This window comes from Cupriavidus sp. (assembly GCF_057315035.1).
The window spans coordinates 83,039-95,590 of record NZ_DBHKYV010000014.1 but is presented as its reverse complement, the minus strand read 5'-3'; the positions used below and the strand labels follow the sequence as shown (position 1 = coordinate 95,590).

The 12,552-nt window shown below is 59.6% G+C and carries 11 protein-coding genes; 5 read left to right on the top strand and 6 right to left on the bottom strand.

The genetic code is table 11. The features are described from left to right. Positions 1-48: 48 nt before the first annotated feature. From ACO550_RS18445 to hpsN, 3 genes are all read right to left on the bottom strand, one after another. The gene (locus tag ACO550_RS18445) at positions 49-1,395 is read right to left on the bottom strand and encodes an MFS transporter (RefSeq protein WP_315594484.1); all 1,347 of its coding nucleotides are present in this window, start codon (positions 1,393-1,395) and stop codon (positions 49-51) included. Between the two features lie 104 nt (positions 1,396-1,499). After that, positions 1,500-2,285: a (S)-sulfopropanediol 2-dehydrogenase HpsO gene (gene hpsO / locus ACO550_RS18440; RefSeq protein WP_315594485.1), complete on the bottom strand. Its 786-nt coding sequence runs from the start codon at positions 2,283-2,285 to the stop codon at positions 1,500-1,502. 2 nt (positions 2,286-2,287) lie between these two features. Beyond that, the gene (gene hpsN / locus ACO550_RS18435) at positions 2,288-3,598 is read right to left on the bottom strand and encodes a sulfopropanediol 3-dehydrogenase (RefSeq protein ID WP_315594486.1); all 1,311 of its coding nucleotides are present in this window, start codon (positions 3,596-3,598) and stop codon (positions 2,288-2,290) included. Positions 3,599-3,817: 219 nt separating this feature from the next. On the opposite strand from hpsN, the gene ACO550_RS18430 reads away from it, so the two are divergent. Continuing rightward, the gene (locus tag ACO550_RS18430; protein WP_485994924.1) at positions 3,818-4,849 is read left to right on the top strand and encodes a LacI family DNA-binding transcriptional regulator; all 1,032 of its coding nucleotides are present in this window, start codon (positions 3,818-3,820) and stop codon (positions 4,847-4,849) included. Between the two features lie 68 nt (positions 4,850-4,917). After that, a complete protein-coding gene (locus ACO550_RS18425; protein ID WP_315594488.1) occupies positions 4,918-6,582 on the top strand; it encodes an ABC-F family ATP-binding cassette domain-containing protein in 1,665 nt (554 codons plus the stop codon). Between the two features lie 54 nt (positions 6,583-6,636). Here ACO550_RS18425 and ACO550_RS18420 read toward each other — a convergent pair whose 3' ends face one another. Together ACO550_RS18420 and ACO550_RS18415 are read right to left on the bottom strand one after the other, a co-directional pair. Then, positions 6,637-7,260 (bottom strand): LysE family transporter, encoded by a 624-nt coding sequence (locus ACO550_RS18420; RefSeq protein ID WP_315594489.1) that lies wholly within the window; start codon positions 7,258-7,260, stop codon positions 6,637-6,639. Between the two features lie 35 nt (positions 7,261-7,295). Beyond that, positions 7,296-8,003 (bottom strand): FCD domain-containing protein, encoded by a 708-nt coding sequence (locus ACO550_RS18415; protein WP_315594490.1) that lies wholly within the window; start codon positions 8,001-8,003, stop codon positions 7,296-7,298. Between the two features lie 150 nt (positions 8,004-8,153). On the opposite strand from ACO550_RS18415, the gene ACO550_RS18410 reads away from it, so the two are divergent. Both ACO550_RS18410 and ACO550_RS18405 read left to right on the top strand, forming a co-directional pair. Beyond that, positions 8,154-9,548, top strand: a complete 1,395-nt coding sequence (locus tag ACO550_RS18410) for a M20/M25/M40 family metallo-hydrolase (protein ID WP_315594491.1) — start codon at positions 8,154-8,156, stop codon at positions 9,546-9,548. Positions 9,549-9,608: 60 nt separating this feature from the next. After that, complete coding sequence (locus ACO550_RS18405; protein ID WP_315594492.1) at positions 9,609-10,865, top strand: amidohydrolase family protein; 1,257 nt, start codon at positions 9,609-9,611, stop codon at positions 10,863-10,865. A 114-nt stretch (positions 10,866-10,979) separates the two neighbouring features. On the opposite strand, the gene ACO550_RS18400 is transcribed toward ACO550_RS18405, so the two are convergent. After that, the gene (locus tag ACO550_RS18400; protein ID WP_315594493.1) at positions 10,980-11,354 is read right to left on the bottom strand and encodes a hypothetical protein; all 375 of its coding nucleotides are present in this window, start codon (positions 11,352-11,354) and stop codon (positions 10,980-10,982) included. Positions 11,355-11,682: 328 nt separating this feature from the next. Here ACO550_RS18400 and ACO550_RS18395 point away from each other — a divergent pair, with 328 nt between their 5' ends. After that, positions 11,683-12,540, top strand: a complete 858-nt coding sequence (locus ACO550_RS18395; RefSeq protein ID WP_315594494.1) for an N-formylglutamate amidohydrolase — start codon at positions 11,683-11,685, stop codon at positions 12,538-12,540. Positions 12,541-12,552: the final 12 nt, after the last annotated feature.

Here is a 12,552-nt window from a genome sequence, read left to right as displayed (position 1 = left end):
TAAGCTGAGAGCTTGTGAGAGTTGCTGGTGCTGGGTCGCGGATGGCGCTCAGGTCTTCGATGGCTCCAGCCTTACCGCCGTGGCGTGCGAAGAGCGAAATGCGATCCACATCGTGCAGCCGGCACTCATGAAGCCAATCACGAGTACGTAGGCACACAGGTACCACGGCTCTCCGCCGGCCTTGGCATTGAGCCAGGTGGCAATGATCGGAGTCAGGCCGCCCGCGAAGACACCGGCAAACTGATAGACAAACGAGATGCCGGTGTACCTCACGCTCGGATCAAATACTTCCGAGAACATCGAGGACATGGTCCCAAAGACTGCCGCGTGAAACACGCCAAACGGGATGATGATGGCCGCCCATACCAGCCACACATTGCCGCCGGAATGCTGCATCAGCCAGAAGGCCGGGAAGGCTGACAGCCCAGCCAGCAGCGCGCCGGTGCCATAGACAATTGGCCGCCCCACACGGTCAGATACCGCACCCCACAGCGGGATAAAGAATGTCATCACAAAGGCGCCGATCAACACGCCAAGCAGCGCCTGATCGCGGGACAGTTTCAGTGTCTGCGTGAGATATGAAAGCGAGAACACGCCAAACACATTGAAGAAGACGCCATCGATAAAGCGCGCGCCCATGCAAGCCAGCACAATGCCCGGATAGCGGCGCAGCATGGCCATGAAGGGCAAACCCGGCGTCTTCTCGCGGCTGTGCTGGGTCGCCGCAAACTCCGGAGACTCCTCGACGTGGGTACGCATGTACGAGCCGATCAATACCATCGCCGCACTCAGAAGGAAGGCGACACGCCATCCCCAGGCAAGGAAGTCCTTGTCCGACAGCAGCAGCGACAGGACTGCGATCACGCCACTGGCCAGGACCAGCCCAAGCGACATGCCCGTTTGCGGCAGGCTGGCGAAGAACCCACGACGTTTGACCGGAGCGCTTTCAAAGGTCATCAAGACCGCCCCGCCCCACTCCCCGCCCAAACCAATACCCTGGGCCACGCGGCACAACAGCAGCAGGATCGGCGCCCATACGCCGATCTGGTCATAGGTCGGGATCAGGCCAATCGCCGTGGTCGCCACGCCCATGATCATCAGCGTCAGCACCAGCATCTTCTTGCGTCCCAGCGTATCGCCGAAGTGCCCGAAGATGACGCCACCCAGCGGACGTGCCACGAAGCCCGCGGCGAACGTCGCATACGCAAGCAGCGTGCCGACTACCGGGTCGCTGGTAGGGAAATAGAGCTTGTTGAATACGAGGCCAGCGACCACGCCGTAGAGAAAAAAGTCGTACCACTCCACCATCGCGCCGATCGTGCTCGACGTGACTACCTGGCGCAACTTGCGTCGCGCGTCCTGCGCGGACTGCGGCGCCGTTGTCTGCTTCGTCATGCTTGTCTCCTGTGAAGTCTCATCCCGGTGGCGCGTTTGCGGCGCTCTGCTCGGGTTCCGGCGCCGACATTCGCGTCGCGCCGTCATCAGTTTGTTTGCGTGCTTTATCGAGCGGTATAGCCCCCATCCACCATGAACGTCTGTCCGGTGATGTACGCAGCCATATCACTGGCGAGGAATGCAGCGAGCCCATGCAGATCGGCCAACTCGCCATTCCGGCCAACGCAGGTACGGCCGGCGTGATGTTGTGCCAGAGCCTCGTCCGCAAAAACAGGACCTGTCAGCGCGGTCGGAAAGAAGCCCGGCCCGATCGCGTTGCAAGTGATGCCATGGCGCGACCACTCCTCGGCAATGGCACGTGTCAGTTGGACAATACCGCCCTTGGCCGCACCATATGGCGCACTATTGGCGAAGGCGCGATAGGACTGCAGCGAGGCAATGTTCAGTATGCGCCCCCACCCTTGTGCCTTCATGGCCGGCGCCAGGGCCTGCGTCAGAAAGAACGGCGCGCCAAGGTGCGTATCGAGTTGGAGCCGCCACGACGCTGGCGTGATCGCGCCGAAAGCTTCCCGAAGATTCATTCCTGCCGCGTTGACCAGGATATCAACCGTACCGTGCTTGCGCTGCAACCCCTCGGCCGAAGCCGCAATGGCATCGAGATCCGAAAGATCGCACTGGTGCGTATTGACCGAAACGCCCAGTGCGTCAAGCCTGGCTGCTGCCGTTTCAAGCTGTGACTGACGTCTCGCGGCCAGTATCACACGGGCTCCGGACAACCCCAGCGCCACTGCAATGGCCTCGCCGATGCCCGAACTTCCACCCGTCACCAGTGCCTGCCGCCCTGTAAGGTCGGGCGCCGGCCGGGCAACTGCATTTTGCGGTTGATTCATGATTACACCTCGACCGGCGTGCCCATTTCGAAGCGCGAGTTGGGGAAGTACTTCGCCATGCGGTCGTCCGCCGTGCGCGCATGTGCCTCCATACCCTCCAGCCGGGAGATGCGTGCGGTGACCTGGCCGATCTGTCGCGCCGCCTCGCGCGTCATCTTTTGCCACGTCAGCGTCTTCATGAACTTGTGCACGGACAAGCCGCCAGAGTAGCGTGCCGCCCCCTTGGTCGGAAGCACGTGGTTCGGACCGCTGGTCTTGTCACCGAACGCCACGGTGGTTTCCTCGCCAAGGAAGAGCGACCCATAGCACGTCAGGTTGTCCAGCCACCAATTGAGATCGCCGGTATGGACTTCCAGATGCTCCGATGCGTAGCGGTCGGACACCTCGACCACATCCTCGCGGCTGTCGCACAGGATCACTTCGCCATAGTCACGCCAGGCCGCGGTGGCGGCATCACGCGCAGTCGGCGGCAACTTGTCGATCAGCGCTGGCACCAATTCCATAACCCGCTCAGCCAGCACGCGCGAGGTGGTGAACAACCACGCGGGCGATTCATGTCCATGCTCTGCCTGCCCGACCAGATCGCTTGCGACGATCGCCGCGTCGGCGCTGTCGTCCGCAATGACCGCCACCTCCGACGGGCCGGCAAACACATCGATGCCGACTTGACCGTACAGCGTCCGCTTGGCCTCCGCCACGAACTTGTTGCCGGGGCCGACTACCACGTCGGCAGGCTTGCCGGTGAACAGGCCATAGGCCATCGACGCAATCGCCTGTACGCCGCCTAACGCCATGATCACGTCAGCGCCGGCGGCCTGGAACGCATAGAGAACATGCGGATGGATACCCTGGCCGCGGAATGGGCTTGAACAGGCGACCACGGTCTTGACGCCGGCCGCCTTGGCCGTCGCCACGCCCATATAGGCCGACGCGATATGTGCATAGCGCCCTGCCGGCGCATAACAGCCCACCACATTCACGGGAAGCACACGCTGCCCTGCAATCACTCCCGGGTGCAATTCGACGGAAAATTCCTGCAAGGATTCGCGTTGCGCCAATGCAAAGTCGGTGACCTGACGGATCGCGAAATCAATGTCGGCGCGAACCGCCGCCGGCACGTCACGAATCTGTTCGCGGATCTGTTCGGGCGTCAGCACGATGTCGCCACTCCAGCCATCCAGTTGCTTCGCATACTCGCGGACCGCGTCCTCTCCACGCGCCTGGATCTGGCCGAGCATCTCGGTCACCACCTTCTGCGCGGTGGCTGTTTCGGTCTGGGGCGACTTTTCCGCTTTCTTCAGGTACGAAATCATTTCTGCAGGTCCTCCATGGATGGTCTAAATGTAAGCGCTTGCATTTTGTGGCGAGTTTCTTGGCTCATATCCAGATTTCTCCTACGACTTTTCCAATGCAAGCGCTTGCATGGAGAATAGGAAACGAGAACAGGATCGCAAGAAAGGGTTTTCCCGCAGACAAATCCGCGCACGATTACCGCTCCTTCCCAGCGCCGTCCTGCAGGATATCGGTCACAATTGAGCATTCGAAGGCGGAGCCAGGAAGTGCCTAAATCAAGACTTGAGGATGTGGCGAAACTTGCCGGCGTATCCACGGCGACGGTGTCGCGCGCCCTCTCCTCGCCGTCGCTGGTCCGTGAAGGGACCCTGAACCGGGTGCGGGAGGCGATTGAAAGCCTTGGCTATGTTCCCGACGCTTCGGCACGGACCCTGGCTTCCGGGCGCTCACATACGATTGCCGCTGTGGTACCGACCCTCGACAACGCGATCTTCTCCCATGCCATTCAAGGGATGCAGGGCGTGCTGGCCGCAGCCGGCTACCAGCTTCTTCTGGGGTCCCACAACTATGATCCGAACACCGAGATCGATGTAGTACGGGCGCTGTCCGAGCGCGCGGTTGATGCCATGGTGCTGGTCGGAGCGGACCACGCACCTGAAACGCTGTCGATTCTCAAGCAATCGCACACACGGACCATCGTCACGTGGGCACTATCCAACCAGTGTCCCTGCATTGGATTCGACAACTTCGAGATCGGCGCGTTGGCCGCCAGATACCTGTACGACCTGGGGCACCGTCATTTCGGCATGATTTCAGGGATATCGCGCTACAACGACCGCGCACGGCTGCGGACGGAAGGATTTGCGAGCACACTTCGGGCGCTGCGCGCCGAGCTTTTGCCGCAAGCCGCATGCGAGCAGCCCTACACGTTTGCCGGGGGGCGCGCCGGGTTACAGGAAATCCTGCGCAATGCACCGACCAGGCCTACGGCCATCTTTTGTGGCAACGACGTGCTCGCCTTGGGCTGCCTGTTCGAAGCTACCACACTGAAGCTGAGCGTTCCCGGCCAACTGTCAATTGTTGGCTGCGACGACTTGCCAATCTCCGCGGAAGTCGCACCCGGTCTGACAACCATCGCCCTGGAAAGCAGCTTGCTGGGCAAGAAGACCGCAATAGCATTGTTACGCTGGCTCCAGGACGGCACTGATCCCGGACGCACCGAGATGCCGGTATCCCTGATTGAACGCGGTACCACCGCACCGCCTTCCTGAATTTGCAGATCCACCAGCCCTGCACGTCCGGTCGGCTATCATGCCAGTCTTCTCAGAAGTAGCTCCCTATGATTTCCGTCCGTAATGTCACGCTGCGCCGCGGCGTCAATGTCGTATTAGACCGCGCTTCCGTCACCTTCAACCCTGGCGAGAAAATCGGTCTTGTCGGCCGCAATGGCGCCGGAAAATCGTCCTTCTTCGCCCTTCTCAACGGCACGCTGCACGAAGACAGCGGCGAATTCTCGATTCCCGCGGCATGGAAGATGGGCCAGGTCGCGCAGGATATGCCCGAGACCGAGCAGAGCGCGACCGACTTCGTAGTCGAGGGTGACACCGTGCTGCTGGCCGCGCAAAACGAAGCAGCCGCCGCCGAGGCCAGCGACGACGGCATGCGCATGGCGCACGCCTACATGGCCCTGCACGACGCCGGAGCTCACGACGCCCCCTCACGTGCCGAAGCGCTGATCCTGGGCCTTGGCTTCACCGCTGCGCAGCTTAGCCAGCCGGTCAACAGCTTCTCCGGCGGCTGGCGCATGCGACTGCAACTGGCGCGCGCGCTGATGTGCCCGTCCGATCTGCTGCTGCTCGACGAACCGACCAATCACCTGGACCTCGACGCGCTGGTCTGGCTGGAAGCATGGCTCAAGCGCTACCAGGGAACCATGGTAGTGATCAGCCACGACCGCGAATTCCTCGACGCGGTGACGCAGGTGACGGTGCACGTCGACAACGCCAAGCTCGTGCGTTATGGCGGCAACTACAGCAAGTTCGAAGACATGCGCGCCGAACAGCTCGTATTGCAGCAGGCCGCGGTGGCCAGGCAGACTGAAAAGATTGCTCACCTGCAGAAGTTCATCGACCGTTTCAAGGCCAAGGCCTCGAAGGCGAAGCAGGCGCAGAGCCGCGTCAAGGCGCTCGAGCGCATGGAGAAGATCGCACCGGTGCTTGCCGACGCAGAGTTCAACTTCGAGTTCAAGGAGCCGCTCAGCGTCCCCAACCCGCTGTTGTCGATGCTGGACACGAGCTTCGGCTACCCGGCGCCGACCGACGCACTGCCGGGCACGCCGCCCACGGTCATCGTGCGGGGCATCAACCGTTCCGTGCTGGCCGGCCAGCGCATCGGCATTCTCGGTGCCAACGGCCAAGGCAAGTCCACGCTGGTGAAGACCGTGGCGCACGCGCTGGCGCCAATTGCCGGCGAAATCAGCGAAGGCAAAGGCTTGAATATCGGCTACTTCGCACAGCAGGAACTCGACGTGCTGCGCCCGCTCGACACGCCGATGGAACACATGATCCGCCTTGCCAAGGACACGCCGCCGCATATGCGCGCCCCCGGCCAGAGTGGCACCGAACAATCGCTACGCACCTTCCTCGGCACCTTCAACTTCAGTGGCGACATGGTCCATCAGGCGGTCAGCACGATGAGCGGCGGCGAAAAGGCGCGGCTGGTGTTGTGCATGATCGTCTGGCAACGCCCCAACCTGCTGCTGCTCGACGAGCCTACCAACCACCTCGACCTCGCCACACGCGAAGCGCTGGGCATGGCCCTCAACGAATTCGAAGGCACAGTGATGCTGGTCAGTCACGACCGGGCCCTGCTACGCGCCGTGTGCGACGAGTTCTGGCTGGTCACCAAGGGCGGCGTCGAGCCCTTTGACGGCGATCTGGAGGATTACCAGCAGTTCCTGCGCGACGAAGCCCGCCGCATGCGCGAGGAAGCGGCCGCAGCGTAGCGCGGCATCGACTTGAAACGATGGATCACGGCGCCATGCTGGTGCCGTAAGCCATCAGTTGTTTCGCCTGTACATGGCCAGTCCGGCCGAAAGCGTAAACATGACTGCCGCATAACTGCGGTTGAGCCGAGTTATGCCTCGTTCCGTCATGACACGCGCCACTTGAGCCCCTCCAAGCGCGTACAACGCCATTACGACAACATCCACACCGGCTGAAACAAGGCCGAGGATCATGTACTGAACCGTAACTGGCTGCGACGGATCGATAAACTGCGGAAGGAATGCCGAAAAGAACAGGAGCAGCTTGGGATTCGAAAGCGTGACGCCGAAGCTCCGGAAAAAGACCCGTGACATTGGCATGTTCGGGTTTTCCTCGACAGAAGCAAACGCCGTCGGACTACTCCTCCACATCTGAACCGCAAGCCAGGCCAGGACTACGACACCGATCCACTTGACGGTGGAAAAGAGGGTTGCGGAAGTAGCCAGTAGCGCCCCCAGCCCGAATCCAACGGCGGAAACTATCAGCAGGTCGGAGAGTGCAGCGCCAAACATCCCGGCAACAACTACCTTCCAGTTTCGCGAAGCGCCGTTGGTTAACGCCAGGAGTGACGTAGGACCCGGAATCAAGGCGCCGGCAAAACAGGCCGTTGCATAGAGAATTGCAGTCTTTGTTTCCATTCTTCGCTTTTCCTCGTCGCGTACCGGGAAGCTCGTTAGCTTTCCGAGTTGGCTATTGCACGCGGTCCGCTCCTGCGTGCTCGCTCCGCCAGCATTCCATCAGCAACGGCTCTCGCGTCCATCCTCACCCCTGCATCGGCTTTCAAAACGTGACGCTGAACAAGTCGGTGTATGCGCGCCCCATCTCTTTCACGCAAGGCCGCAATCATTTCGCGATGCTCCTCTGCGCTTCTGACCAGCGCATCATATGAAGGCCACACGGTGACAGCCCCGCTGCCTGCGCGCGCGCGCATGGACCAAATCAGCTCGAGAAGAACAGGATTGGCGCAAGCCGCGTAGAGTTGGCGGTGGAACACCTGGTTCTCTTGACTCTGTTCCGCAATCCGTCCCGCCTTCGCCGCTTCTTCGAAACGGGTCGCGCTGTCCTCCAACTCCTTGATGCTCTCCTCGCTGATGCGCTGGCAGGCTTCAGCAGCCGCGGCCGCTTCCAGAATCGCCCTGACTTCTCGTACATGCCGAAGCGTGTCCGTATCCGGCTCGGACACTCTGTACCCACGGTTAGGCATATGCTCCATGAGCTTGCGAGCCACAAGTTGCTCCAGCGCCTTTCGAACGTCAAAGCGCGATGCACCAAAGCTTTGCTCAAGATCGATTTGCCGTAGCCACTCGCCTGGCCGGTAGGCGCCCTCCGCAAGAGCCTTGGCAATCTCTTCCGCTAAATTGCGTTTCGTTTCGCGCGCCATCTCCGCCCTAAAAAAGTTCTCAACGAGGCCAGCAGTATATGCTACATTTCTGTGACCGAAATTGGCGCCAATTTTGGTTTACTTCAAAAAGAAGAGTGCCGTTCACATGATTGGCCCCGCCCCTTACTGCAACCCAACAGGAACATGCTCATGACGCAATCCTTACGCGCACTCGCACTTGTCACGATGCTGGGCGCTGCGAGTGGAGCCCATGCCCAAGGTGCAGGTGAGTATGCAAATCCCGCCTTCGACGAGATCTACAGGCAGCTCGTCGAGATTGACACTTCCCATTCCAAGGGTGACACCACACAAGCATCGAATGCGATGCGCGACAAACTGCTTGCCGCCGGGTTCGGGTCAGATGAAGTACAGGTAATCGCACCGTTCCCGAAAAAGGGAAATATGGTGGCTCGTCTTCGGGGAAGCGGAGAGAAAAAACCGCTTCTACTACTCGCCCATATAGACGTAGTCGAGGCCAAACGCGAAGATTGGAAGTCGGACCCGTTCAAGATTGAAGTCCGCGACGGCCAGTATTTCGCGCGCGGTGCGATTGACGACAAGGCAATGGCCGCTGCCTTTATCTCCATCCTGGCCCAGTTCAAACGTGAAGGCTTCCGTCCGAATCGCGATGTGATTATTGCATTGACTGCAGATGAAGAACGTGGCGGCTCACCATCGAACGGTGCGGCCTGGCTAATCAAGAACAAGCCGGAACTCGTATCTGCCGAATTTGGCTTGAACGAAGGTGGCAGAGGCGAATACAAGGATGGCAAGCCCTACGTAAATGTCGTTCAACTAGCAGAAAAGACCTTCGCACAGTACGAATTCGAAGCCACGGGGCCTGGGGGCCATAGTGCGAGACCAACGCAAGCGAACACGATCTACGACCTTTCTGAGGCACTCGGCCGACTGCGCGCCTTCGGCTTTCCTGTTGTTCTGAGTCCCGAGACTCGTGCTTACTTCAAGACCAGCGCCCCACTTCAGAGCGACTCAGACAAGAAGGACTACCTCGCCGTCGCAGATGGGAAACCGTCTGAAGACGTAGTTGACCGCCTTTCGACAAAACCCAACATCGTGGGGATGCTTCGCACCACCTGTGTTGCAACCATGATTCAAGGCGGCCACGCGCCCAACGCACTGCCGCAGAGCGCAAAGGCAACGATCAACTGCCGACTATTGCCAGGTGCGAAGCACGCTGACGTCGAGGCTGCGCTCAAGCTGGTTGCCGGCCCTAAGGTAACCGTGAAGGCAGTCCGCCAGGATGAGCCATCCCCTGGCTCCCCTCTGAATGAAGAACTGCTGTCGGCGGCCAGCTCGATCAGCCAAAGTATGTGGCCGGGCGTTCCACTTGTCCCGACGATGGGTGTTTCGACTACCGATAGCCGACGCTTCCGGGCGGCCGGCATCCCGATGTATGGGATCAGCGGCCTGTTTGTCGACCCATCAAACACTGGCGTCCACGGATTGAACGAGCACGTGGGTATCCGTGAGCTTCACGATAGCCGGGAATTCCTGTATCGACTCGTACGCCGGCTCGCTTCGTAACGCCCGGCAGAACCCCCAGACCTCTCGCTGGCGGGAGGTCCCTCCATTTAGGCTAATACCATGCAAGGCTCATTCTCGAAGTGCGCTCGTACACTGCTGCTTACTGCGCTGGCGCTGATTCCCGTGTATGCCACTCATGCAGCAGAAGATCAGAATCGCATTCTGATTCGTGCTGGCCATCTTATCGATGGGAGTGGAGGTATGCAGGACAATGTCCTGATTGAAGTCCAGGGCAACAGGATCACTTCCGTTTCACCAGCCGATGGTCGCAAGCCGACATACGACTTCTCCGCGCTGACGGTCATGCCTGGCCTCATCGACACCCACGTTCATATCGACTCTCACTTCAACAACGAGGGACGGATCGCGCTTCCCCTTGAGCCTGCAGGCGAACGCGAGTTCTACGCATACGAGAATCTCTATCGGGACCTCATGGCTGGATTCACAACAGTACAGGGTCTGACTTCGCCCTCGGTTGGCTCACCATCTGACTTGATCCTCCGCGCAGCGATCGCGCGCGGAACTATCCCCGGACCACGTGTGTTCACCTCCGTCGAGCTCATCAATGAGAAGACGGGAACACCGGAACAGATACGCGCCAAGGTCAGGGAAATCGTAGGCCGGGGGGCCGACGTCATCAAACTGTTCGCCTCGAAGAGCATCAGGGAACATGGCACGCAAACCATGACAGACGAGCAGATTGCAGCTGCATGCGGCGAAGCCAAGGCACTTGGGAAGCGCAGTTGGGTTCATGCCCACAGCGCGTCGTCAGTCAGGGCAGCGGTCAAGGGCGGCTGTTCGGCCATCGCCCATGGTAGTGCCATTGGCGACGAAGAGTTCGACCTGATGGCAAAGCACGGCGTCTTCTTCGAACCCGAGATTGCACTGGTTTCCTTCAACTATCTGGAGAACAAGGACAAATTTCTCGGTGCCAGCAACTACTCGGAAGACGCTTTCAAGATCACGCAGGCCAGCATTGCAAGCAAGCTTGCGATGTACCGAAGGGCAATTCAGCACAAGGACCTGAAGATTGTGTTTGGCACTGATTCCACTGCGGGCGCTCATGGCCAGATGGCCCGAGAGCTGATCTACCGCGTCGAAGTTGCAGGGCAGCCCCCGATGGATACCATAAAACAAGCGACATCGGTAGCGGCCGAAGCCTTGGGAATGCAAGGTTCGCTTGGAACGGTAGCTGCCGGGTCTTTGGCCGACATCATCGCAGTCGATGGAAATCCCATGTTGGACGTGCGTGCGCTCCAGCGCGTCTCTTTTGTCATGAAGGATGGGCGCGTGGTCAGGAATCAGCCACTCAACTAGCGCTCAACGTAGGGCCCCCAAGGCCCGTACTACTCTCCAGTACCTGCCACACACATGGTGCTGCACGCGTCCGCACACCTTGCATGACGCCGCATGGGCAGGCATTGCGCGGCTTCAGTGCCGAGCGTCCTCCTGCTCCAGGAAAATGTCGTAATGCAGCTTCAGTAGTGCGGACGCTGGCCTTTCTTCCACCTTATCAGGAAGAACTTGTAGAAATTTTGCCTGGTACTGCCAATAAACGGTCCAGCGCAAGGCCATTGCCACGCCGATACGAAATGTCGTATCCACGGAGATAAGGTGAAGCTGAAAGAGCCGTCTCACGTCAGACCGCAACAGTATGTAATTGCTTAACGAGCGGTCCAAGGCCCCGGATTCCCCAAGGATACGGGCAGGTTCCAGCACTGGTTCCACGCGAGTACCAGTCACGGCGCAACTGGTGTCGTACGCGCGAAGGACCAGCGTGCGGAAGTGATTGTCGTGCTCAGTCATGTTGTGCCAGGAAGGTGTGGGGTGCGACTCCTGGAGCGCGCCTCTTTACCTTTGTCAGTCGACATTTAATCACGTCTGAGAGGCCGCACGTTTCCGCGCTCTCCGGACCGGTGATGTTCAGCCTTCCGGCTACCCCTTCCCGCTCCCCCTTCCAGCACCGCCCCACCTTTCTGAATGAACAGACGCCTAAGACGCCTAAGGGTTTTCCATAGGCCGTATGCGCGTACGCCACCCTTCCTCCTCCGGATTTATATGCTACATTTTCGTTACCACGATTGGCGCCAATTTATGCGCCATACAGGATCGCAAAATGTGTAAAGGCATCCACATGACCATCGCTTTTTCCTCAACCGCGTGCGACGTGACGGTTCCGTTCGTGCCGCATCCGGCCTTGGTATTCGATTCACCACATAGTTGGCGAAACCCTCCGATGGGCGTCCGCGTTGCTGCCCCGGAAGCCGCCCTTCTCACAAGCTGGGACGCCTTCGTTGACGAGTTGTTCGGTCACGCCCCCTCCGCAGGCGCGACACTGATTTCTGCACGATTCCCGCGCTGGCTAATTGACGTCAATCGTGCCCGCGACGACATTGATGTCGGGATGATTCAAGGCACCTGGCCACTCCAGGCACATCCGACGCAAAAATCGCGAGTCGGCATGGGCGTGCTTCGACGCTATGCATTGCCAGGCGTTTCCGTACATGAGGCTGCCCTCCCGGTCCTGACCGTGCAGAACTGGCTGCAGGACTTCTACGACCCCTACCACCGTGAACTCAGGCACCATCTGGACGCCGCCCATCGAGCACACTCGGCGGTCTGGCACTTGAATTGCCATTCCATGAAGTCCGTCGGCAACGCCATGAATGCGGACAATGGAGCGAGACGCGTCGACTTCGTCATAAGCAACAACGACGGCAAAACATCTTCGTCCGACTTCCTGCACACGGTTGCAGACCTTCTCAAGGTTCGAGGCTTTTCCGTCGGCATCAACGACCCATACAAGGGCGCCCACCTCATCGATGCGTATTCGGACCCTGCCATCAATCGTCACAGCATTCAGATCGAGGTCAATCGTTCGCTATATATGAATGAGAAGAAGTTCGAGAAGAACGACAATTTTTCTTCGCTGCAGACGACGCTTTCAAGTGTGATTGACGAACTCTCTGCCTACGTCCGCGCCCAGCTATAAATCGGAGTCCAC